Source organism: Argonema antarcticum A004/B2 (genome assembly GCF_023333585.1).
In the GTDB taxonomy this organism is placed as follows: Bacteria; Cyanobacteriota; Cyanobacteriia; order Cyanobacteriales; family Aerosakkonemataceae; genus Argonema; species Argonema antarcticum.
This window is the reverse complement of record NZ_JAIQZN010000050.1, coordinates 1-23,611: the sequence shown is the minus strand read 5'-3', so window position 1 is coordinate 23,611 and position 23,611 is coordinate 1. Positions and strand designations below refer to the sequence as shown.

The window sequence follows — 23,611 nt, the reverse complement described above, 5'->3', positions numbered from 1 at the left end:
ACAATTACAAAGTTCTTTTAGCGGTGAACTTCAATTAGCAGGAAACTTAGATACGCTTACAGCAGAATCAAATAAATCACCGCTATCTCTTATTCAAGCAAGAGGTCAAGGAAATCTGCAAATTGCTGGTGGGAATGTCCGAATTCGTCAAGCACAGCTAAATGAAGGTAATTTTCAAGCTGATATCGTTGCGTCTGGCGTACAACTCAATCGTTTCCCGCAAGTACCAAAACAATTACAAAGTTCTTTTAGCGGTGAACTTCAAGTAGCAGGAAACTTAGATACGCTTACCGATAAATCTAATAAATCACCTTTATCGCAGATTCAAGCAAGAGGTCAGGGAAATCTTCAATTTGCTGATGGTAATTTGCAAATTCGTCAAGCTGAACTAAATAAAGGTAATTTTCAAGCCGATGTCGTCGCTTCGGCGGTACAACTAAGTCGTTTCCCGCAAGTACCGCCGCAATTAAGGGGTTCTTCTTTTAGCGGTAAAGTGCAATTAGCCGGAAATTTAGATAACCTTACCGATAAGTCGAATAAATCACCTTTATCCCAAATTCAAGCAAGAGTTCAGGGAAATCTTCAGCTTGCAAATGGTAGCGTTCAAATTCGAGATGCACAGCTAAATAAAGGTAATTTTCAAGCTGATGTCGTTGCTTCGGCGATACAACTAAGTCGTTTTCCACAAGTACCAACCCAATTACGCGGTTCTTCTTTTAGCGGTGAACTGCAATTGGCAGGAAATTTGGATAACCTTAACGATAAATCGCCTTTATCGCTGATTCAAGGAAGAGGACAGGGAAATCTTCAGAATGTTGCTGGTGGTAGCGTTATTATTCGCCAAGTACAGATAGATAAAGGTAATTTTCTCGCAGATGTTTCTCTCTCACAAGTTCAACTCGATCGCTTTTCCGATCAGTTGCGAGGACGGTTTAATGGCGACCTCAAGTTAGCTGGAAATTTAGCTTCTCTTACCGCAACAAACAGTTCGCCTTTATCAGCTATCGAAGCTGCTGGACAGGTAAACTTTTCTGAAGGTATTGCTTCTATTCAAGGGCCGATCGCAGCTACATTTAAGTGGAATGGACGACAGTTGCTACTCGAAAATTTAACTTCGCCGGGATTAAATGCTAGTGGAGTAATTGCAGCTAATTTTGATAGAAATAATCGCCCAAATATTACCGCAGTAGATCTTAATGTAGATGCAAAGAATTTAAATTTGCGAACTTTACCTATCCAGCTTCCTAATAATATAGCTTTAGCTGGTAGTGCTGATTTCAAAGGTCGGATATCGGGAACGCCTACATCTCCAAATGTAGCTGGTAATCTGCGACTGCAAAACTTTGTTATCAATGGCTTCGATTTCGATCCAATTTTAAGTGGTGATGTAGAAGTAATAGCGGGTCGAGGAGTAAAGTTAGATGTCGCAGGCACACAAGATAGAATTGCCGTTGAGTTGGATCGTAATTATAACCCAGTTACATTTTTAATTCGTCGCGATGATACGGTGGCGGAAGGTAAAAAGCAGGGAGATTTGTTACAGGTGAATGTACAAAATTTCCCGATCGCAACTTTGAAAGATTTGGCTACCAATGTAGCAACACTACCACCACAAGTTGCTAGAGAACGAGTAAATGGGCAACTTTCTGGTAATTTTGTTGTAAATTTAAACGACAGAAGTATTGTTGGAAATAATGTTGCGATCGCACAACCGGGAATTGGTAATTTCAAAGCAGATTCGTTAAGTGGGGATTTCCGTTACGCCAATGGAATAGGAGAAATTACTAATGCTGTGTTACGACAAGGTGAGAGTAGCTACGGAGTTACTGGTCGCATCACTCCAACCGATTTTCAAGCTAGAGTTCAAGTCGAACAAGGAAAAATTCAGAACGTTTTAACAGCGTTCAATTTGTTAAATTTGCAAGCTGGAAGAGGACAACCAAACAAGGGTAGGGCAGCTAATATTCAAACTGTCCCAGTAGGCATCCCAGAGGCTCCTCTGCTGACGCAATTGCGTCGTTTCTCAGAAATAGAAGCTTTGCTGCAACAGCAGCGTACTCGCCGTCGCGAGACAAATCGAATACCCGATATAACAGAGTTAACGGGTAATTTTAGCGGTAGTATCGCAGTTTCAGGATCTTTAACTTCAGGTATTAATTCTTTACCGACAGGGTTGAAAGTGAGTTTCGATTTAAGTGGGAAAGATTGGGAATTGGGTGATTATAAATTCAATCAAGTAGTCGCACAAGGTAGTTTTGTCAACGGAGTTCTCCGGGTAGATCCTTTGCAAATTCAGTATAATGATGCCTTGTTAGCTTTCACTGGAAATTTGGGGTTACAGCAACAATCAGGTCAACTCCAGTTACAAAATTTTCCCGTCGATGCAATCAAGAACTTTGTACCTTTGCCGGTTGAGATTACAGGCAAACTGAATGGTACTGCTAACCTGGCAGGTACTTTAGAAAACCCGCAGGTTATAGGCGATCTGACTTTAGTGCAGGGAACTTTAAGTGGAACGCCAGTACAGTCGGCAAAAGCAATTTTCAGATATGACAATGCGAGGTTGAATTTTAATTCTGAGGCAGTTGTACAACCGCCACAACCAATTTTAATTTCTGGTAGCATACCGTATCAGTTACCTTTCTCTTCAGTTAAACCTGATAGCGATCGCATCAGCCTGGATGTGAATGTCGAAAATGAAGGGCTAGCGCTGTTAAACTTGTTAAGTCGCGGACAAGCTTCGTGGCAAGGCGGTCAAGGTAAAGTACAGCTACAGGTGCGGGGTACGTTATCCGCGCCGCAGATCACGGGAATTGCGACGGTGGCAGGTGCTACTATTGGGGCTGTAGTGCTACCTGCACCGCTGACGAATGTGGTGGGAAGTGCAAGGTTCGATCGCGATCGCATTGTCGTAGAAAATCTTGCCGGTAGCTTCAGTAAAGGCGCTGTCGCAGCACAAGGAACGATCGCAATATCCAGACGGCTTCCCTCACAAGATCCCGATCGGGCCAATCCCCTCAATGTTACTCTAAATAATCTGACAATCAACCTCAAAGGACTGTATCGGGGTGGCGTAAACGGCAATGTAGTAATTACTGGCACTGCTTTTACACCCCAAATTGCCGGTAAAGTTGAACTGGCTAATGGTGAAGTGTTTTTAGGACAGCAACAAGAAAACGCTCAAACTGTAGCGGAAACGGGAACTCCCAATCCTCAATCCTCAGTTCCCAGTTCCCGTCCTATAGTTCCAGAATTCAACAATTTGCAATTAACCTTAGCCAACAACGTCAATGTTACCCGACAGCCGCTATTTAGTTTTCGGGCTACAGGTGACCTGACAGTGAATGGGTTGTTAGGCAATCTAGAACCAGAGGGTACAATCCGATTGCGGCGAGGTCAAGTGAATTTGTTTACCACCCAGATGACCTTAGACCGCGACTACACGCAAACTGCTGTGTTTGTACCCGATCGAGGACTCGACCCAATTTTAGATGTGCGCTTAATCACTACTGTACCAGAGGTGACTGGGAGTCGGTTGCCAACTTCTTCTATCTCTTCTGAAGTTGCTGATGTTCCCACCACAGGCTTTTTTGGCAGCGTGGAAACAGTTCGCGTTATAGCCAGAGCCCAAGGGCCAGCCAGTCAATTGGGCGATAACCTAGTGCTGACAAGCAATCCGCCGCGCACAGAGGCGGAAATTGTGGGCTTAATTGGGGGTGGATTTGCACAGAATTTGGGCCGAGGCGACAGTACTTTAGGGCTTGCTAATTTGGCAGGTTCTGCTGTGCTATCCAATCAGCAAATTCAGGGTACAATTACTGCGATCGGACAAGCATTTGGCCTGAGTGAATTGCGCTTATTTCCCACAGCTATCACTACAAACAGAGAAGACAGATCTCGCAGTTCGACGCTAGGTTTAGCCGCAGAAGCAGTCGTTGATATTACTCGTCAACTTTCTGCTTCTGTCTCCAAGGTTCTCACCACCGATCAACCCTTGCAGTACAACTTGCGGTATCGGGTAAATAACAATATTCTGCTGCGAGGTTCCACGGATTTGACAGGTGAGAGTAGAGGGGCAATTGAGTTTGAAAGGAGATTTTAGATTTTGAATTGGCTATTTAGGTTACGGAATGTCAAAGAAGTTACAGATAGTTTGGAGTGCAAAAATGCCCTATAGCGAATTCACAACGATCGTTAAAGCTATCGAAACCTTCAATCTCACCATTGAAGAAAGCCGATTTTTCCCGAATGTTGACACGATCGCACCTTCAGCAATCCTCGCAGGTTATCTAGAAGATACCTTGCCAGTAGTGGCTTTTGGTAGTGAAAAAGCTCGCTCTGAAGGCATTATTTATCCAGTTTTGATAGAGATCAGGCGCATCCTCAACAAACAAGTCTCTGTATTCTCCGGTGAGGATTTCACTGTCGATGAAAGCGTTGGACTTAACGGCGTTGTTGACTTTCTCATCAGCAGATCCCCACAAGAGATCGCCATTTTTGCTCCGGCTATAGCGATCGTAGAAGCCAAAAAAGCTGATTTGAAAACAGGATACGGTCAGTGTGTTGCTGAAATGGTAGCTGCACAGCGATTCAATTCAAAAAAGGGAAAAGCCATCTCAACAATCTACGGCTGCGTAAGCAGCGGAACGCAGTGGCGGTTCCTCAAACTAGAAAAGGAGAAGGTGACGATCGATCCACTCGATTATCCGCTTCCCCCAGTCGAGCAAATTTTGGGCTTTCTGGTGTGGATGGTTCGATCCGACTGACAAAAAAGGGGTCAGTTGTCAGTTGTCATATCATGTCCGGTGGCATCGGTTGTCTAAAAAAAATAACTCTCTTATCTGTGTTCATCTGTGTTCATCTGTCTTCATCTGTGGTAAAAATTTAACCCTCGATGACAACAGACAATTTCTCGCATCACGCTTACGCTACCGATGCAACCGGACATGATATCAGTTGTCAGTTGTCAGTGGGAAAAATCAAGATTTGGAGGGAAAGAAGGCAATTTTTACTGGTGAATTATTTTCGCCATCCTCCACTAGGGGCGAGGGAAAACTTTAAATTCAAAATCGATAACCCCAAAATCAACAAAAACAGCACCAACCCAATTGTACAAGCATAGCTGATTTCCAAATTCTCAAAAGCTTGTTCGTAAAGATAATAAACAATAGTTTTGGAACTATTTCTCGGCCCTCCTTGCGTCATAATATAAACTTCTTCAAAAACTTTGGTAGCAGAAATTGCCGAAATTACCGCAACTAACAATAGATAGGGTTTCATCAACGGTACTGTGATATCCCAATGTTTGCTAATACCATCAGAACCATCGATCGCAGCTGCTTCATACAAGTCTACTGGTATAGATTGCAACCCAGCTAGGTAAATGACCATGTAGTAGCCCAACCCCTTCCAAATCGTTACCGCCATGACGCTGAAAATCGCCCATTTAGGACTGGTAAGCCAGGGAATACCCTCTTTAAAGCCAATATGTGCCAGAAATTGATTCAGCAGACCGTTTTCGGCATAAAGCCACTTCCAAGCAATCCCGGCTACTACCATTGAAATAACCACAGGGGTATAATAAAATGCTCTAAACCAACTGATTCCACGCAGTTTTTGGTTGACTGAGATGGCTAGCCCCAAGGGTGCAACAACCAAAATTGGCACGACACCAAGGAGATACGACAGGGTATTCCACAGCGTCTTCCAGAATACTGGATCTGCCCACAAGCGGCGAAAGTTGGCAAATCCCACCCATTGGGGTGGGTTGATGAGGTCATACTGAGTGAAACTGAGGTAAAAGGCTTGGAGGGTAGGCCAAAATACCGTTAACAATAAGATGAAAAGGGCGGGGAGTAGGAATAGGTAAGGGGTTAGACGTTGTTCGATCGAAGTCCAATCTTTGAGCATATCAAGATGAGAAGCTAATTTGTAGAAACCCACTTACTAGCGATCGGCATTCGCCAACCTGTACCAAAAGCGCGATCGGTTATTTTTAATCCCGGCGGTGCTTGTCGTCGTTTAAATTCTGCCCGCGATACCATCTTTATCACTCGTTTCACCACATCTGGATCGTGTCCGGCGGCAACAATTTGTTTAGGTAATTGATGGTCGTGAATAAAACGCTGCAAAATATCATCTAAGATATCATATTCTGGCAGAGAATCTTGGTCTACTTGACCGGGTTTGAGTTCGGCGCTGGGTGCTTTGGTAAGAATATTATCGGGGATGATTTCGCCGTTGCGATTCAGCCACTTGCACAAAGAGTAAACGCGGGTTTTGGGTACATCTGCGATCGCAGCTAATCCGCCATTCATATCCCCGTAGAGGGTACAATATCCCACGGCCATTTCTGATTTGTTGCCAGTGGAGAGGAGGAGATAACCGAATTTGTTGGCAATCGCCATTAACAAATTACCGCGAATCCGCGATTGAATGTTCTCCTCGGCAATACCGAACTCTGTCCCGGCGAACATATCTTCCAGATTTTCGTCGTAAGCTTGCATCAAATTTGCGATCGCAAGCGTGTGAGTTTTGATACCAATATTATTGGCTAACGCCAAAGCATCCGTAACTGAATGATCGGAACTGTAGGGAGAAGGCATGAGGACGCCCAAAACATTTTCTGCACCCAAAGCTTCTGCCGCGATCGCTGCAACTAATGCCGAGTCTACACCACCACTCAAACCAATTACAACTTTAGAAAACCCGCATTTTTGGGTATAATCTCGCACTCCCAACACCAACGCCGACCAAATTTCCTCCTCTTCACAATCTGGTAGCGGCGTCACAGATGCCGGTTGTACAGATGCGAAATCTCCTGTTTCTGCATCAAAATCTACCAATATTAAATCTGTCTCAAACCCACAGGCGCGACACACTACTTCGCCTGTACGATTCAAGGCAAAACTGTTGCCATCAAAAATTAAATCATCGTTGCCACCAACTTGATTAGCATAGATAATAGGTTGGTTGAAGCGTGTAGCTGAGTGCCGCAACATCGCTTCCCGCAATAATTGTTTGCCAACACTATAAGGTGATGCCGACAAATTCACAACCAAATCTACACCCAACCGGGCTAAGTCAGTAATAGGATTAACGTTATAACTGAGCTTACCCCAAAATTCTTCATCATTCCACAAATCTTCGCAGATGGTTACACCAATTTTAACTTTATTTAGCGATTCCCCTTTTTGCAGGTTGAGGGTGAAAAAATTAGGCTGAAGTCCGGGTTCAAAATAGCGGTCTTCATCAAATACATCATAAGTAGGAAGTAAACGTTTGTGGAAGATTTGCTGCACTTTACCCTGTTCTAACCAAGCGATGCTGTTGAATAGAGATTTACCGCCATTGGTGTATGCTTTTGGATTCGGTTCTACTGTTCCTACCAACACGGCCAAATTGGGCGGCAAATCCTTGGCTAGCTGTAGCAAAGTAGTTGCGATCGCCTCTACAAAACTGGGGTCTAGCAACAAGTCGCGTGGCGGATATCCACAGAGGGAAAGTTCTGGAGTCAGTAATAAACGAACACCCAAATCTGATGCTTGTTTGGCAGCATTGAGAATTTGTTGGGCGTTATCGGTGATAGCACCAATTATAGGATTGAGTTGAGCGATCGCAATTTTCATGACTAATCACCAGCACGACACGAATATACACTAACAACTGACAACTGACAACTAACAACTAACAACTGACAACTGACAACTGACAACTGACAACTGACAACTGACAACTAACAACTGACAACTAACAACTGACAACTGACCACTGACCACTGACCACTGACCACTGACCAAAAAGCTAAATAAAAACCAAAGGTTTATCCTTTAAGGGTGCAAAAGCCTCGGCATCGAACCGATACAAACTAGCGGGACGCCCCGCACCACGCGATACTTTTATACCCGTATCGCACAAAAATCCCAACTTTAGCAGACGGGCGCGAAAATTGGAATAGTCGGAAAAGTTTTCTCCTAAAACAGTTGTGTAAAATTGATAAAGATCGCTCAAAGTGAAAACTTCAGGTAAGACATCAAAAGCAACGGGACTATACTCTAATTTATTCCGCAGACGTCGATAGCCATACTCCAAAATTTGATTGTGATCGAAGGCTAACGGTGGTATTTGTTCGATAGGATACCAAGCAATACCGCTAACGCCATCGGCAATTAGTTCGGCTTCCGCAAATCGGACTAATGCAAAATAGCTTACTGCTAAATAACGAACTCCAAAACTATCTGGTGCTTCTCTAGGATCGCGACCTGGCCCTCCGAAGGTATACAATTGTTCTAGGTAGAGATTTTTTACTTTGATTTTTTCGGCGAGAATCCGATCGGCTGCATCTTCTAGAGATTCTCCTTTTCTTACCAGCGTTCCCGGTAAACACCACTGGCCTAAGTATGGTTCATCATCTCGCATTACTAATAGAACCAGCAGTCGATTTTGTTCGGTATCGACTGAGAAAATTACGTTATCAACACCGACTTTGAAGTCGGCTAATGCCTGTTTTTTTAACGTATCTGCAACCTTTTTTGTGCCGCGTCCTGACATTCGTACAAATGCTCTCGATAAATATATGCCTCTATGGGAGGCGTTAATGCTTCTGTGTCTCCATTTTCACGATAAGCTGTAGAGGAAACATCTGGGCCGGTGAGAGATGCGATCGCAACAGAGGCTCCCATCTCCCTAAGCCGCTCTAAAGCTGCATCTTCTATGGTAGATCCAGGTCTGGGCACCACTAGCAGATGCACTTGTCGCAACAAATCTTCAACTCGATACCAACGCGGCAGTTGAGTAACGAGATCGGCACCAATCACTAGGGTCAGTTCTGCAAAGGGCCATTTTGCCTTTGCTTTCTCAACTGTCTCCAAAGTCCTGGATCTGCTGAGTTCTTGATGCAAACCGATGTTGTACCGGAGAGGGTTAATATCCTCAATCAATAAGCTTAACATTGCGGCTCGGTGTTCTAGGGGCGTCTGGTGAGATTTAAAAGGATTGTTAGATGCCCAGACTGCCACCCAGTCATAGTTTTGCGATAGCCAACTCAGAATTGCTTGATGTCCGGCTGTCGGCGGATCGGCGCTTGTACCAAAAAGAGCAATTTTGTGCATTGGGGATTGGGGATTGGGGACTGGGGATTGGGGACTGGGGATGAAGGTAGTAAAAATGTCAAGGTTTTGACTTTTGACTTTTGACTTTTGACTTTCTTAGCGTTTTGTTTGTTGAGTCAATTTAAGCAGCGCATCAGAGATTTCTATTGGTGGCGGGATGGGCCGATCGATCTGACGAGTTTGGGGTGGTAGACTGGCAATCGAGACGGCGGTGCGATCGCGTATTTGCTCTAAAGTTTCATCCCACAAGCGCTGACCATCTCGGAACGCTAATTGTAACAAAGGCTGTTCTTCCTGTGAATTTTCTGTTACGAGTCCCAATCTATCTGATTGAATAAGGCCGTTTTCTAAACGACGAAAGATTTGCTTGCGACCGGGATAAGTAGTTTTATTGAGCGACTGTTTCATGGTGGGAATGCCATCAATTTCTACAAGTTTGTAGACTCCATTGACAGGGGAACCAGTCACGAGTCTAGTTCCCAATCCATAACCGTCGATGCAAGCACCCGCATTCTTTAACCTGGCAATTTCCCACTCGTCTAAATCGCCGCTGGCAAAGATGGGAACGTTGGGTAAGTGCGATCGCACTTGTTGGGATAAGGCAACTAAATCCCCAGAATCTAAGCGTACACCTGACAATTCCATCTCGCCTGATTTTACTTGTTCTGCTAGCATTTGGGCAGCTGCGATCGCATCATAAGTGTCAATCAATAAGGGCGATCCCGGAAAATATCGGTGAAACGCAGTAAATGCCTCCGCCTCGCTACCAGCTGTCGCCGCTAAAGCCATCACTAAAGAATGAGCCATCGTACCGCTAGGCTTGCGATCGAGCTTAACAGCAGCGAGTACATTTGATGTCGCATCCAATCCAGCTGCCAACGCTGCACGAGCTGCCCACACAGAAGCCTGGGGACTAAAGGCACGTCTGGTGCCGAATTCCAGTAACATCGCTTCTGGGCCTGCCACATCTCGCACCCTCGCCGCTTTTGTGGCAATCAAAGTTTGGTAGTTGATGGTATTGAGCAGATAAGTTTCCACCAGCTGAGCCTGCCACAGGGGGGCTTCCACTCGCAGCAGCGGTTCGTTGGCAAACACCGCCGTTCCCTCTGGTACTGCCCATACATCGCCAGTAAAGCGGGTTTCTGCTAAAAGCGACCAAAATCGATCGGGTACGCGATCGAAAATCCCTGTTGCCTGCAACGCTTCTATCTGGCTTGGGCTAAAGCGGAATTTCTCTAGGTAGTCCACGGCTTGTTGCAAGCCCATCGCGATTAAATAGCCAAAACCTTCTGGCAATCGGCGCACAAATAGCTCAAAGCTTGCCTGTCGTCGATCTAGACCTTCACCTACGTAGCAAGCTGCCATTGTCAGCTGATACAGGTCGGTCAAAAGGCTGTAATCTTCAGAACAGACGGTGAGTTCTTTGTCTTGTGCCGTTTCAGTTCGATCGAGATTGACAAGGTGCAGACGGTTACGGTCAGGGGCAATTTTCATGGCCCACCTTCTTAACGTGGTTGGTTGCTACGATTATAGTAGCTTTTACCATAATACTGTCAAGGGATTTTGATTAAAGATTTTGCAAAGCTTGACGTTATGGGGATATTTTTGCTGATTGCAGCTATTTATACAATTTTCTTAATGGTATTTTTACTTTAAATGATGCGATCGCCTCAAGTACACCCCAGAAACCCGGTTTCTCTATACCTAGCTCACCTCACAAAGGCTGAAAATATAAAGAAACGTTAAGAAAGTATCGCGTTTTGAGCGTAAACCCCATAGCTACTGGAAATTTAAACAAAGTATTGCAAACATAGTCAAATAATTATTGCAAAGCCGATCCCAACATCTAAAATTATCGATAATTTAAATATAGAGATTATCTCGCCCAGCAATATTAGAACGGAAGGAAAAATTATATGACTATTTACCAAATGTTGGACAGCGTTACCCAATTTTTCTCAGCAGTAGCTCGGATTTTTGGCCCGACTGACGATGCTTATCCAGAAATAGGCGTGCAACCCTTTGATGGTGACAGCTTCAAGGAATCGAATACATCAGATTGGTAGTTGAGTGCAAACAGTACTTTTGATTGGAGGTAAGTGTCATACGGAATCTGCTTTAACAATCCCCCTTATATTTATCTGTTGTAGAGACGTTTCATGAAACGTCTCTACAATGTTGGGCTTGTATTTTTTGGTGAATGCTTATACCCTAAAAAATCGCTATAATTACTCGTGTATCGCTTGCGGCTGGTTGAACTGTTCTGCTTGGGAGTTCATTAAATCGTAATTAGCTGGGTTCCCGTTACATGAGGCGGTGGTATCCCATTCAAACTCAGCCAATAGAAATACGCTAAACCCAATTACAATTCCAGTGGTGAGAAACTGCCAAATTCCCACGAAAGACAGAATCAATATACCTAAGAGATGAATTAAACTGGTGAGTAGGAAAGTGCGCGATCGCATTGCGAACCCAGTATAAGCGTAACCCAAAGCACTCAACCCCAACCACAAAGGACATAGCCCCATCAAAAGTATCCCCCAATTAAAGAAAATACTCAAGTCAGTCACCAAAAGTCCGCCCAGCATCAAAATTGCCCAACAATAAATAATGGACTTAAAAGGCTCCTCCTTCATCCAACCCCGCGTTAACTTCCACATCGTTACTGTGCCGAAAAGGGTGAGAACTGTCCACAGAATGGCTTGCAGCGTCCAGTCGAGGGGGAAAAATTGTGCCGTGGCAAAAATTACCACAGATATCCCAGCCCACAAGATACAAGCTTGATCCAGTTTGGTATAAAAGCTTGAATATAAGGTAATGTTTCCCATCTGGAAATTAATCCGCCACGCACCTGGGAAATTCTCAAAATTGACATTTTTTGGTTTGCGACGCAGGGGGGGTATGGTGGTGTTGAAAAAAGTCATAAATTTACAGGTTGTTAAAAAAGTACTGTTGTTATTTACTAATGATTTATACTCGCTCAGAAGGTTTGGTGGTTTTATCTATCGGAAGAAATGAGCTAACTTGTCTTTAACTCTCTCAATCGAAATAAATTATTAAATTATGGTGATTTGACGTAGTTGATGCTGTTGTTGAGCCAAAAGCAGAAGCTTTTGTGTCAAAAAACGATCGTCAAGCTTGCTCAAGCATTCCCGCCTCACAGCTAGCAAACAGCCTGCAACCCCAGCCGCAAACGGCAGAGCTGCATCAAAAAGGAAGCAAAAAGGTTTCAAGAAGTATTATTAATTTATTATAACATTAATAAATATTAAGTAATTTATCATACGATCTTGATTAAAAAAAGATATTTAGTCTAAAAAAGGCACAATAATGTCAGATTTTGTAGGCTGCGTTAGCTAAGTAGCAGCTGGCTTAAGAAAAAACCCAGTGCAGCACTGCCGATCGGAACTGTCAGATTATCGATACCCAACTTGGAGAAAGCTTCTAAAGCGGTAGCAACTATGGCTACGGGTATTGGTATTATCCAGGTTTGCCAGATATTACCTTGCGCCACCAGCAAAATCAGACTGCTAACGGCATAGCTGACGAGTACCATTGTCAGGGAACCTTCCCAACTTTTTTGAATGTCCCAAACTTTGTAGGGATGTTTGCCAAATCGCTGCCCGATCAGGGCTGCGAGTCCATCCCCCCAAGTCATGACCAAAATCCCCAAAGCGGCGTACTGAGGTTGTTGCAGCGGCCAAAACCAGGCGGTTAAGATACCTATACTGATTGCGTAAAAGAATGTTCCTAAGCTTTTGCGCCCGACGCTGTTGACACCGGGTAAGATGGGAAATTTGTAGGACAATAGGGTAACTGCACTGGCTAGAATTGAAGCGGTAATCCCTACCCAAGCGGGGATTTGCAGCCACCATGCCAGCAGAATGACTTGTCCGGTGCCAATGTGGACTACTTTGCGAATTTTTTCTGGATCGGTGTTGGTGTAGCGATGCAGCAATTCGGCGGTTAAAACGACGCCGCCTACCCAGATTGCGGCGATCGCAATATGGAACCAGAGAGGGGGAATTTGACCGAAAGGTGCCACTGTGTTAAGGAAAGATTTAAGTGAATCCTTATTTACACTTTATTAGATCTCGTTACCAATATGAAAATCTTACTGATTTGGCTGATTCGAGGCTATCGGATGTTTGTTTCGCCGTTGTTTCCGCCCAGCTGTCGTTATACTCCTACTTGTTCTCAGTACGGTATGCAGGCGATCGAGCGATTTGGCCCCTTGCGCGGCAGTTGGATGACGATTCTGCGGATCTTGCGCTGTCATCCCTTCCATCCCGGCGGTTACGATCCGGTGCCAAGTTTGGATAATCCAGTAAAAAAAGATTCCCATCTTTGATGGAGATGGGTGATTGTTAGTTAAGTTATTCAACCACTCCTTTAATGGAAGTGGATTTATTTTTTATATATTTTCCTGATTTTGTGCTGCTTTTCGTCTGGCATTTCCTCTTTGTCGTGCTTCTTCAAAACTGCTTTGATTTTCTGCTTCTAATCGTGCATTCAATTCGTCCAAGTCGGTAATCAAAACATCCCATCGTTTGATGACTTCGCGCATTTTAGCGACAGAACGCGCTCTAGTTTCTGGGTCAGGAATTCTCGGTTGATTAGTCATGGCAAATTCCAGTTCCTCTTGATTTCTTCGATACTGGCAGCGGTGGCTGGTAAGGCAGCAGTAGCTTCATTAATAGATCGAGCAAGCAATTCTAGCATATCACGGCTAGCTACAGGTTGCGCGTCATAAATACGTCGCAAAGTCACATAAAACCGAGAATAATATGAATCTGCACGTTCTCGAATATTTTGCAGTTCCTCTAATTCAGTAATTGTTTCGTCTGTCTCGCCGAATTGTTCTAGTAATGTGAACTCAACAGATTTGGCCTCATCAATATGCTCCAATAACTGTTGCTGTAAATTAAAGATAGTTCTCAGTGTTTCTGCTGATAATCTTGCCATGTATACAACTCGCTTTGATTCTACTTAGCAGTATATCTTGACTGAGTGACAACTTTGGCTCTAAAATAGAGATTATTGTTGTTATATAAATCATGTTTCAATCCCTGAAAGGGATTATAGGTGATTTCAACTGAATTACAGTTTGCAGTACCACGCGATCGCGTTACGTTTCAATCCCTGAAAGGGATTATAGGTGATTTCAACTATGCTGAAAGGACGCGATTGAATATAGTTTACACCGTTTCAATCCCTGAAAGGGATTATAGGTGATTTCAACTTTTGCGGTTTTACTTGGTCTTTTTAATCATCCAGTTTCAATCCCTGAAAGGGATTATAGGTGATTTCAACCCGATATGCCGATCGATCGGCGGTGTGAGTACTCGCTACGTTTCAATCCCTGAAAGGGATTATAGGTGATTTCAACAATACCTGTTGCCTGTTTAGAGGCGTTTTCCAAGGTTTCAATCCCTGAAAGGGATTATAGGTGATTTCAACTTCGGTTTTTCCGATACGAGGCCACTGCATTTATCGAGTTTCAATCCCTGAAAGGGATTATAGGTGATTTCAACCTGTATCACAACATAACCAGCATCGATCATAATAATCGATTACGTTTCAATCCCTGAAAGGGATTATAGGTGATTTCAACATTTTCCAGTGATTCCAGCTGCTGCTTGGATCGTTTCAATCCCTGAAAGGGATTATAGGTGATTTCAACAATCTGAGTCGCGCCTACCTGAGTGATACCAATCTGTTTCAATCCCTGAAAGGGATTATAGGTGATTTCAACTCACGGCAACGACTTGGATTAAGAATGGCGATATAGTTTCAATCCCTGAAAGGGATTATAGGTGATTTCAACTTGCAGCTTACTCACCTCCTAGCTGCTAGTGTTGGTTTCAATCCCTGAAAGGGATTATAGGTGATTTCAACGCTGAGTTCTGCCTTGCCTCTTGCCAATTCAGCAGTTTCAATCCCTGAAAGGGATTATAGGTGATTTCAACCGCTAAAGGATTAACATCAAATCCTCAGACTTGGTTTCAATCCCTGAAAGGGATTATAGGTGATTTCAACTATGTACTACGCGAAGTTCGACGCGCACCATTGCATGTTTCAATCCCTGAAAGGGATTATAGGTGATTTCAACAAACTTTTGTATTTCCAGCACGCTGGAGGCGACGTGGGTTTCAATCCCTGAAAGGGATTATAGGTGATTTCAACTACTCAACTGCGCTCGAATTACAAAACCTTTCTCGTTTCAATCCCTGAAAGGGATTATAGGTGATTTCAACTTCTAGGAGCGTGCCTTTGCCGTACCCTTCCTTTGTTTCAATCCCTGAAAGGGATTATAGGTGATTTCAACCAGGGTGCGCGGGTAATGAGGACCCGCCATTGATGTTTCAATCCCTGAAAGGGATTATAGGTGATTTCAACGTAGAGAGAGCAATTAAAGCGATAAGAGAGATCCACCAGTTTCAATCCCTGAAAGGGATTATAGGTGATTTCAACCCGCGAGGGTATAACTCGTCCCTTCTACGGTGAGTTTCAATCCCTGAAAGGGATTATAGGTGATTTCAACATATCCGATCTGTACCGGGAGTGTCAAAAACAGAAGTTGTTTCAATCCCTGAAAGGGATTATAGGTGATTTCAACACAGCCGACGAATTTGATGGAATAAATAAGGAGTTTCAATCCCTGAAAGGGATTATAGGTGATTTCAACGCTGCTGATACTTTAGTTGGTGGTGCTAGTAATGAGTTTCAATCCCTGAAAGGGATTATAGGTGATTTCAACTTTCAAAACCCAAACGGCAAGGTAGTTTTGGTTTTTCGCAGTTTCAATCCCTGAAAGGGATTATAGGTGATTTCAACCTCACAATAATCAATCCAACAAAACAGCCCTACAGAAAAGTTTCAATCCCTGAAAGGGATTATAGGTGATTTCAACTTGAAGGTGTACTATTCTTGCCTGTAGAGTTCCTGTTTCAATCCCTGAAAGGGATTATAGGTGATTTCAACCCCGATCATTTAGCTGGTGCATGGGATTTTACGGGTTTCAATCCCTGAAAGGGATTATAGGTGATTTCAACTTGATTTGGTAACAATCTGCTATTTTTTGGGATAAGGCTTGTTTCAATCCCTGAAAGGGATTATAGGTGATTTCAACTTTAGAACTTCGCAAACAAGAAATAGAGCGATGTAGTTTCAATCCCTGAAAGGGATTATAGGTGATTTCAACCCCACACCTTCCAAACGCTTACCCTATTTAGTTTTCGAGGTTCAGTTGCGACTACCAAGAATAAATGTACCATTTCAGGCGACGGCTTGTAAATAGCCTGTAAAAAATTTCCTCTAAAACCCAGTCGTAGCAAGCATCCTAGCATTTGCGACTACCTCCAATTCGGCCCGATCGCACCCAAACCATTACCAGCCAAGGAATCCAGCCCCCAAAATTACTCTATCCTGAAAAACACCCCCCCATAGTCGCAACCAGCCCATGAAACCCTACCAGAAGATCCCTATTTTAGAATCTCAAGAGCCGATCGCACCCATTCCCCTAGAACTATTCGCCGTCGAATCACCCCACCCCTACCAAAAATTATCAGCACCTTACGGAGATCGATCGCCCTATTACCTGCGCCAAACAGTCCTCGCCAAACTCATCGAAGCCCAAAACCAGCTACAGGTACAACATCCCAACTGGCGCATCCAAATTTTTGATGCCTATCGACCAATTGAAGTACAACGATTCATGGTAGACTACAGTTTCGCCGAACTACTTCAGGCTCAGCAATTAAAATTATCCGAACTATCAGAAACTGAAATAGAAAAGATTTGGGAACAAGTCTATCAATTTTGGGCCCCACCAAGCCTCGATCCAGCCACACCGCCGCCACATAGTACAGGTGCTGCGATCGATCTTACCCTCGTAGACGAAAACGGCAACACAATTAACATGGGTTCTGCCATTGATGAAATTTCACCCGTATCTCATCCAGATTACTTCGCCAATAGCACCAATCCACTAGAACAACAATATCATGCCAATCGCCAACTATTGTCGAATGTCATGCAAAAAGCTGGATTTCAGCGTCATCCTAACGAATGGTGGCATTTCTCCTGCGGCGATCAAATGTGGGCGTGGTTATGCGATCGGGCCGATCCTAATAATCCAGTTATAGCGCGATATGGAAAAATTTAAATGGGGATTGGAAATTTAGAAACAAACCCAGTTTCTCCAAAAAACCGGCTTTCTGGGTTTTCTGAGTTTCCCTATACTGGATTCCTACTAACTCAAGTTGCTATTTACTTACTTTCCGGGTATGTTGTTGCGCTTTAGCGCTCTTATCCTAGTTGTAATAATAGCGCTAAAGCGCAACAACGTACCTAATACGAGCCTTAACTATATAACTATGATTGCTCTGGAAATCTTGATTTTTACCACTGACAACTGACAACTGACAACTGACCACTGACAACTGACAACTGACCACTGACCACTTGCACTACTCCCTAGCTATAACATTGATAATGCCGAACCCTATAACCTTCAACTTTTGGTAAATAACGACGATCCTTCAGAGTACAATTGTGGGAGTCAAGTAGTTCGGGCGCGTGAAAATTCAACAACCAAACATCCAGAGGTTTTGGCAAACTATCTACCGTTTCAGGAAGCGTACTAGCCGGATTTTTCTCAGGGTCATTACATAAATCACCATAACACCAACCTTGATGTATATGAGCCAAAAGAAACTGCGGATTACTCGCCACAGAATTCGAGAGATTGAGGCGTTTAAATTCCCAAGCAATCCCCATCATTCTACCAGTCTGACCGTGGTGTTTGTGAGTCGTAGCAATAAGTACAGGCGCTTGGGATTCTTTTTGGATAATTTGAGCCACCATATCGCCGCGTTCGTGCTGAAGATAATCAAGATTCAAAATTACAGTTATAGCACCGATGAATCCCATCAGCCAAATAATGCCAAATCGTTTCCACCCAGCATCTGAAAACGACGAAAAAATCTGAAAAAATCTTTTTTCTTCTTTGATTTCAACGACTTTTGAATTTTGATTTTTGACTGAATAGGCAAGCGTTGCGGCAAGTAGTGCGATCGCAGATGGAAAGTAGTTATACTGAAACCTCGGCGCTAACGTCAAATCCATCCCCAAACCGTAAGTAAAGCCGAAAATAATCAGCAATATACCTAACACATATCCGCCCAAACCCATCATCCCCAAACGGATATTTGGTTGTTTTATCTGCAACCTAAAACCGCGCCAGATAATCGGGACAACCCAAATCAAAAAAATTGCCATTACTACTACAGAAGCGATCGTCAATGGTAAATTTAATATATCGATTGGCAACAACGACAGCATTGCGATCGCCCATAAGAAAAATCGCACGATCGGCCAAAGGAAATTACTAACTGGATCGCCCTCATAAACCCACTTAGTCAATTCATTTCCCTTAATATCTTGCCAAACAGGAAACCAAACTAAACCCCCCGCCAGAGTGCCTGCTGCTACCGCTAAGATGCGCCACCAGCGGGCGAGGGAGTGGGAGAGTGGGGGAGTGGGAGAGTGGGAGAGAAATTGCCAGTTTCTAATCCAAAGTGCTAACAAAACCAACCCTTCAGCAATGAGAGTGAGGGCGAAAAAATAGTGAACTGCAATGCCCAAACTATTAACTGCTACCCAGCTTAATCCTACCCAAGCTGGTAGGTGCGATCGCTTTTGTAACGACTCAATAGCTACTACAAAGCAACTCAAAGACGCGATTACCAACAAGATTGCCAAAGTGTAGTGACGCGCCTCTTGAGCCAAAGAAACCCCAAAAGGCGACACAGCCATCATTGCGGCGGCTAATTGCCCCACCAAACGCGATCGAAACGCCAACCAACCCAAGCCAAACATCGCTGGAATAGTGGCCACCCCAAACAAAGCTGAAAGAGCCCTCGACGCCCACAACAAGGTCAATCCCTCATTCAAGGGAAACAGCTTCAGCCATAAGTGAGCCAGCACAAAGTAGCCAGGAGGGTGCGTACTCTCCCTAAATAACCTATTAATCACCCCCCCAATACCGATCGTTGGATGGGATTGCAGGGGTTGCAGGAGCGTGTCTAGACCTAAAACGCGATCGAGCGGCACCGTGTGAAACGTATTGCCCAGACTAAATACGATCGTCGCAAACTCATCCGTCCAAATCGGTTTCATCTCCAGGCGGCAAAAGCGCAAACCAGTCCCCACCGCTATCCACACCAACAGCAGCAGAGGGTGGAACCAGCGACTTTGGGAGAGATTTTTCAACCAGGGCCATTTGGAAACATCAAGCATTGCTCATCACTATCGCAAAACAGGGGCTAGGGGCTAGGGGCTAGGGGCTAGGGAAGAGGGAAGAGTAGGAGAGTGACCACTGACCACTGACAACTGACAACTGACCACTGACCACTGACCACTGACCACTGACAACTGACCACTGACCACTGACCACTGACCACTGACTTTTCTAGTCCCTTCTTTCTTTTTCAGAAAACATTCCGGATGAGTTCCTAATTCTTTGTAAGTAAACATTAGCCTGTTGGAGATGGTTTTCTAAACAGTCAGTACCCATTTTGGTTACTAATGTTTGGCTCTATCAATTTTTACTTATAGCAACCTTATCGGCGGTTAGGACAGTATTAAACGCTCAAAGCAAGGCGGGGACTGTGTTTTTACTCAGCACTCAGCACTCAGCACTCAGCACTCAGCACTCAGCACTCAGCACTTTGCTCTAACAGTATATTTGCCGATATCGAGCGCTTAACAAGCGCAAAATATCACAAAAAAACTTTGATATCAGGAACAAGTACCAAGAATATGTCTGGAAATATAGCACATATCAAACGATTGATAGAAACCAAACAATGTCAGGGAGGCGACCTGAGTGAAGCAACCCTGGCGAGGCTGAATTTGAGCGGTGCCGACTTGAGCGGTGCTAAATTGGTTTTTGCCAATATGAATAGCGTCAACTTGAGCGGTGCTAATTTAAGCGGTGCCGATCTAAGTTTTGCTAACCTGGTTTCGGCTAATTTGGTTAATGCCGACATGAGTGGGTCAGACTGCAAAGGGCTCAACTTATTTGATGCCAAGATGAATAAAACCAATCTCTGCGGTGCCGATTTAGGGTTTGCCAATTTAGTTAATGTCAACTTGAGCGAAGCCAACCTGAATGGTGCCGACTTAGATGGTGCCAGTTTAATCGGGGCCAATCTGACTCGTGCCAACCTCTGCGGTACTGATTTGGGTGGTGCCAATTTGGGCAATGCAAATATGTTAGAAGCGAACTTGTCTAATGCCACTCTATGCGATGCTCGCCTAGTGGGTGCTAACCTGCAAGATGCCAACCTCACTGGTGCGGACTTGAGCGATGCTAACTTGCTCAACGCTAACTTGAGCGGTGCGAACTTGAGTGGTGCCAACCTCACTGGTGCCAATTTAGCAAATGCGCGACTGGATGGTGCGATCGGACTCTACAGAGACAATCCCGTTTCAGTTAGACAAAATGAGCCTCCCAGATCCAACCCTACTGGGCCAAATGTCTCCTATCTAAATTTTCTACAAGCCAATTCCAAACCCCCAAATTCTAACCGTTTGGGTCTGCCCCATTCAGGATGGTAAAAAGAAGGGGCTAGTGCAAGTGGTCAGTGGTCAGTGGTCAGTTGTCAATGGTCAGTTGCCAAGAAAATTTCTCCTCTTACCCCCTCCCCTCTTATCCCCTCCCCTCTTCCCTAGCCCCTAGCCCCTAGCCCCTAGCCCCTTCCTATGATTGGCGGTTTTTCTGCGACCAAACGCGAGTGGGGAGTCCCCAAACATAGATAAAGCCTTCAGCAGCTTTATGGTCAAACTGGTCTTCAGCACCATAGGTTGCCAAAGTAGGACTGTAAAGGGTTTTGTCTGACTTGCGGCCTACAATGGTGGCATTGCCCTTAAACAGCTTCACGCGCACCGTTCCCGATACTCGCTCTTGGGTTTTTTGAATAAAAGCATCCAAGGCTGCTTTGAGAGGACTGTACCAAAGACCGTTATAGACAAGTTGGGTATAAGTTTCTTCGATACCGCGCTTATAGTGGGTGACATCTGCCGTCAGAGTAAGGCTTTCCAGCTCGCGATGAGCGTGGATTAAAAGCAAAAGAGCGGGCGCTTCGTAGATTTCTCGCGATTTGATGCCCACAAGACGGTTTTCGATCATATCAATCCGCCCGACACCGTGATTTCCCGCGATATCGTTGAGTTTGGTAACTAGCTCGACGGGGTTGAGGCTTCCTCCATTGACTTTTGTGGGAATGCCTTGCTCAAAGTCAATTTCTACATATTCTGGCTCGTTGGGGGTATCTGCGATCGCTTTTGTCATCGCATAGATTTCTTCCGGCGGTTCTGTCCAAGGATCTTCTAATGGCCCCGCTTCAATGCTGCGACCGAATAAATTGCGATCGATACTGTAAGGAGATTTTTTCTTCACCGGGGATGGAATGCCAAAACGTTCGCCATACGCGATCGTTTCCTCCCGACTCATCCCCCACTCCCGTGCCGGTGCCAGCACTTTAATATCGGGGTTAAGCGCAGCAATCGAAACATCAAAGCGAACTTGGTCATTTCCCTTGCCGGTGCAACCGTGCGCCACCGCATCCGCACCGTATTTTTCGGCAGCCTCAACCAACAGCTTAGCAATCAGCGGACGAGCAAGCGCTGTCTGGAGAGGATAGCGATTTTCATAGAGGGCATTAGCTCGAATCGCTGGAAAAGCATAGTCTTTGACGAAACTTTCGGTTGCATCAGCAACTAACGATTCGATCGCACCCGATTTTAGCGCTTTTTCTCGCACTGCCTCCAATTCATCTCCCTGACCGAGATCCGCTGCCAGAGTAATGACTTCTTTTACGCCCCACTCTTCTTTGAGGTAAGGAATACAGACGGAGGTATCGACTCCTCCCGAATATGCCAGCACAACTTTATTGGCGCGACCCATTATTTCAATTCAGCAAAACAACGAGCCTTATTATCCACTACTACTATGCCCATTCTTGTCAGTGAAGGCACACTTTAGCAAAACGCCGCGATCGGAAGGCCAAGATTCGGGCTCAAAAGTGCTGAGTGCTGAGTGCTGAGTGCTGAGTGCTGAGTGCTGAGTGGGGAGTGCTGAGTGCTGAGTGGGGAGTGCTAAGTGCTGAGTGGGGAGTGGGGAGTGCTGAGTGGGGAGTGCTGAGTGGGGAGTGCTGAGTGGGGAGTGCTGAGTGGGGAGTGCTAAGTGCTGAGTGCTGAGTGGGGAGTGCTGAGTGGGGAGTGCTGAGTGCTAAGTGCTGAGTGGGGAGTGCTAAGTGCTGAGTGCTATAGATATTCTTTCAGCGGGAAAGGAGTAAAATATCTGACTGTGGCTGTATAAAGCATTTCCCATGCCCCATGCCCAAAAAAAACCGGATTTTCCACCATAAATACGGGAGAGCCATAGTTGTTTTTCAGCGTTGTCATTCCCACTTATAATCGCAAACCCATTCTGGAAAAATGCCTCAGAGCTTTGGAGGCGCAGCATTTGTCTGCTGGTAGCGTCGTTCGAGGCTACGATGTTGTTTTGGTGGATGATGGTTCGACTGATGGCACTCTGGAATGGCTAGAGGCACATTCGACTGAGTTTCCTCACGTGCGATCGCTCTCGCAAGACCACCAAGGCCCAGCCGCCGCCCGCAATCTCGGTGTAATAAAGGCGACTGGCGACACGATCGTTTTTATTGATAGCGACCTGGTAGTCACAGAAAATTTCCTTCAGGCACACGCTGACGCCTTGGTAGAAGGCTATCGTTCTGTAGGTAGCGATCGCCTGTTTACCTACGGTCGCGTCATCAATACCTGTAACTTCGATCGCCCGACTGCCGAACCGTACAAAGTGACTGACTTCTCGGCAGCTTATTTTGCGACCGGGAATGTTGCGATCGCTCGCCACTGGCTAGAAGAAGCCGGACTGTTCGACACCCGCTTTCAACTCTATGGTTGGGAAGACTTAGAACTCGGCGTCCGACTGAAAAAATATGGTCTAAAACTGATAAAATGTCCAGATGCCGTTGGTTACCACTGGCACCCACCCTTTTCCTTAGAACAGATTGATAGTGCGATCGACAGAGAAATTCAGCGGGGGCGCATGGGTGTTCTATTTTACCAAAAACATCCTACCTGGGAAGTTCGCATGATGATCCAAATGACCTGGCTCCACCGAATGCTTTGGGGACTCCTCTCTCTCGGCGGACGCCTCAACGAAAGCACAATGGCACTATTTTTGCAAGCGTTAATAGACAGAGGTAAACCGCAATTAGCGCTGGAAATTGCCCGAATTTTTCTGAATTGGTACAACGTTCGCGCCGTTTATGCCGCTTATGCTGAAATTAAGCCCCAAAAATAGGGTGTGGTCTCTCACCCGTTGGTGACGTAGGGGACAAGGGGGACAAGGGGGACAAGGGGGACAAGGGGGACAAGGGGGACAAGGGGGACAAGGGGGACAAGGGGGA

The 23,611-nt window shown here is 45.0% G+C and carries 21 protein-coding genes and 1 CRISPR repeat array; of the genes, 8 read left to right on the top strand and 13 right to left on the bottom strand.

Features of this window, described 5'->3' with window-relative positions:
• A partial coding sequence (locus LAY57_RS20295; protein WP_249068676.1) for a translocation/assembly module TamB domain-containing protein occupies window positions 1–4,102 on the top strand: 4,102 nt, incomplete at its 5' end.
• A gap of 64 nt (window positions 4,103–4,166) precedes the next feature.
• The gene (locus LAY57_RS20290) at window positions 4,167–4,766 is read left to right on the top strand and encodes a hypothetical protein (RefSeq protein ID WP_249068675.1); all 600 of its coding nucleotides are present in this window, start codon (window positions 4,167–4,169) and stop codon (window positions 4,764–4,766) included.
• A 253-nt stretch (window positions 4,767–5,019) separates the two neighbouring features.
• On the opposite strand, the gene LAY57_RS20285 is transcribed toward LAY57_RS20290, so the two are convergent.
• The 5 genes from LAY57_RS20285 to LAY57_RS20265 form a co-directional block, all read right to left on the bottom strand.
• The gene (locus LAY57_RS20285; protein WP_249068701.1) at window positions 5,020–5,910 is read right to left on the bottom strand and encodes a carbohydrate ABC transporter permease; all 891 of its coding nucleotides are present in this window, start codon (window positions 5,908–5,910) and stop codon (window positions 5,020–5,022) included.
• Window positions 5,911–5,924: 14 nt separating this feature from the next.
• The gene (locus LAY57_RS20280; protein WP_249068673.1) at window positions 5,925–7,628 is read right to left on the bottom strand and encodes an NAD+ synthase; all 1,704 of its coding nucleotides are present in this window, start codon (window positions 7,626–7,628) and stop codon (window positions 5,925–5,927) included.
• Between the two features lie 175 nt (window positions 7,629–7,803).
• A complete protein-coding gene (locus LAY57_RS20275) occupies window positions 7,804–8,550 on the bottom strand; it encodes an NUDIX hydrolase (RefSeq protein WP_249068672.1) in 747 nt (248 codons plus the stop codon).
• Window positions 8,511–9,110, bottom strand: coding sequence for a nicotinate-nucleotide adenylyltransferase (locus tag LAY57_RS20270; RefSeq protein WP_249068671.1), 600 nt, complete (start codon window positions 9,108–9,110; stop codon window positions 8,511–8,513). The genes LAY57_RS20275 and LAY57_RS20270 overlap by 40 nt, the downstream gene beginning before the upstream one ends.
• Before the next feature lie 96 nt (window positions 9,111–9,206).
• Window positions 9,207–10,604 carry a nicotinate phosphoribosyltransferase gene (locus tag LAY57_RS20265; protein ID WP_249068670.1) on the bottom strand — a complete coding sequence of 466 codons (1,398 nt, stop codon included), beginning with the start codon at window positions 10,602–10,604 and terminating at the stop codon, window positions 9,207–9,209.
• 422 nt (window positions 10,605–11,026) lie between these two features.
• Here LAY57_RS20265 and LAY57_RS20260 point away from each other — a divergent pair, with 422 nt between their 5' ends.
• Entirely contained in the window at window positions 11,027–11,176 is a 150-nt protein-coding gene (locus LAY57_RS20260; protein WP_249068668.1) for a hypothetical protein, read from the top strand.
• Between the two features lie 162 nt (window positions 11,177–11,338).
• Here LAY57_RS20260 and LAY57_RS20255 read toward each other — a convergent pair whose 3' ends face one another.
• Window positions 11,339–12,034, bottom strand: a complete 696-nt coding sequence (locus LAY57_RS20255; protein ID WP_249068667.1) for a hypothetical protein — start codon at window positions 12,032–12,034, stop codon at window positions 11,339–11,341.
• Between the two features lie 428 nt (window positions 12,035–12,462).
• On the bottom strand, window positions 12,463–13,155 hold the full coding sequence (locus LAY57_RS20250) for a diacylglycerol/polyprenol kinase family protein (protein WP_249068666.1): 693 nt from the start codon (window positions 13,153–13,155) through the stop codon (window positions 12,463–12,465).
• A 60-nt stretch (window positions 13,156–13,215) separates the two neighbouring features.
• On the opposite strand from LAY57_RS20250, the gene yidD reads away from it, so the two are divergent.
• Window positions 13,216–13,461 carry a membrane protein insertion efficiency factor YidD gene (yidD, locus tag LAY57_RS20245; protein WP_249068665.1) on the top strand — a complete coding sequence of 82 codons (246 nt, stop codon included), beginning with the start codon at window positions 13,216–13,218 and terminating at the stop codon, window positions 13,459–13,461.
• Window positions 13,462–13,524: 63 nt separating this feature from the next.
• On the opposite strand, the gene LAY57_RS20240 is transcribed toward yidD, so the two are convergent.
• Together LAY57_RS20240 and LAY57_RS20235 are read right to left on the bottom strand one after the other, a co-directional pair.
• On the bottom strand, window positions 13,525–13,734 hold the full coding sequence (locus LAY57_RS20240) for a hypothetical protein (protein ID WP_249068664.1): 210 nt from the start codon (window positions 13,732–13,734) through the stop codon (window positions 13,525–13,527).
• On the bottom strand, window positions 13,731–14,075 hold the full coding sequence (locus LAY57_RS20235) for a hypothetical protein (RefSeq protein ID WP_249068662.1): 345 nt from the start codon (window positions 14,073–14,075) through the stop codon (window positions 13,731–13,733). The genes LAY57_RS20240 and LAY57_RS20235 overlap by 4 nt, the downstream gene beginning before the upstream one ends.
• Window positions 14,076–14,169: 94 nt before the next feature.
• A CRISPR array of direct repeats spans window positions 14,170–16,314; the repeat unit is 37 nt; unit sequence GTTTCAATCCCTGAAAGGGATTATAGGTGATTTCAAC.
• 258 nt (window positions 16,315–16,572) lie between these two features.
• Between LAY57_RS20235 and LAY57_RS20230 the strand changes: the two genes are divergently transcribed.
• Entirely contained in the window at window positions 16,573–17,277 is a 705-nt protein-coding gene (locus LAY57_RS20230; RefSeq protein WP_249068661.1) for a M15 family metallopeptidase, read from the top strand.
• 166 nt (window positions 17,278–17,443) lie between these two features.
• Here the strand turns inward: LAY57_RS20230 and LAY57_RS35900 are convergent, their stop codons facing one another.
• Genes LAY57_RS35900 through LAY57_RS20220 form a run of 3 tightly spaced genes read right to left on the bottom strand, consistent with a single transcriptional unit; the run spans window position 17,444 to window position 19,649 of the window.
• Window positions 17,444–17,569 (bottom strand): hypothetical protein, encoded by a 126-nt coding sequence (locus LAY57_RS35900; RefSeq protein WP_275994235.1) that lies wholly within the window; start codon window positions 17,567–17,569, stop codon window positions 17,444–17,446.
• Between the two features lie 19 nt (window positions 17,570–17,588).
• Window positions 17,589–19,412, bottom strand: coding sequence for a glycosyltransferase family 39 protein (locus LAY57_RS20225; RefSeq protein WP_249068660.1), 1,824 nt, complete (start codon window positions 19,410–19,412; stop codon window positions 17,589–17,591).
• Between the two features lie 33 nt (window positions 19,413–19,445).
• Complete coding sequence (locus LAY57_RS20220; RefSeq protein ID WP_249068659.1) at window positions 19,446–19,649, bottom strand: hypothetical protein; 204 nt, start codon at window positions 19,647–19,649, stop codon at window positions 19,446–19,448.
• 41 nt (window positions 19,650–19,690) lie between these two features.
• Here LAY57_RS20220 and LAY57_RS20215 point away from each other — a divergent pair, with 41 nt between their 5' ends.
• Together LAY57_RS20215 and LAY57_RS20210 are read left to right on the top strand one after the other, a co-directional pair.
• Window positions 19,691–19,852, top strand: coding sequence for a hypothetical protein (locus LAY57_RS20215; protein WP_249068657.1), 162 nt, complete (start codon window positions 19,691–19,693; stop codon window positions 19,850–19,852).
• A gap of 82 nt (window positions 19,853–19,934) precedes the next feature.
• Window positions 19,935–20,735, top strand: a complete 801-nt coding sequence (locus tag LAY57_RS20210) for a pentapeptide repeat-containing protein (protein ID WP_249068656.1) — start codon at window positions 19,935–19,937, stop codon at window positions 20,733–20,735.
• A gap of 142 nt (window positions 20,736–20,877) precedes the next feature.
• Here LAY57_RS20210 and LAY57_RS20205 read toward each other — a convergent pair whose 3' ends face one another.
• Window positions 20,878–22,083, bottom strand: coding sequence for an argininosuccinate synthase (locus tag LAY57_RS20205; protein WP_249068655.1), 1,206 nt, complete (start codon window positions 22,081–22,083; stop codon window positions 20,878–20,880).
• A 480-nt stretch (window positions 22,084–22,563) separates the two neighbouring features.
• Between LAY57_RS20205 and LAY57_RS20200 the strand changes: the two genes are divergently transcribed.
• On the top strand, window positions 22,564–23,505 hold the full coding sequence (locus tag LAY57_RS20200; RefSeq protein ID WP_249068654.1) for a glycosyltransferase family 2 protein: 942 nt from the start codon (window positions 22,564–22,566) through the stop codon (window positions 23,503–23,505).
• The last annotated feature ends 106 nt before the right edge of the window (window positions 23,506–23,611 follow it).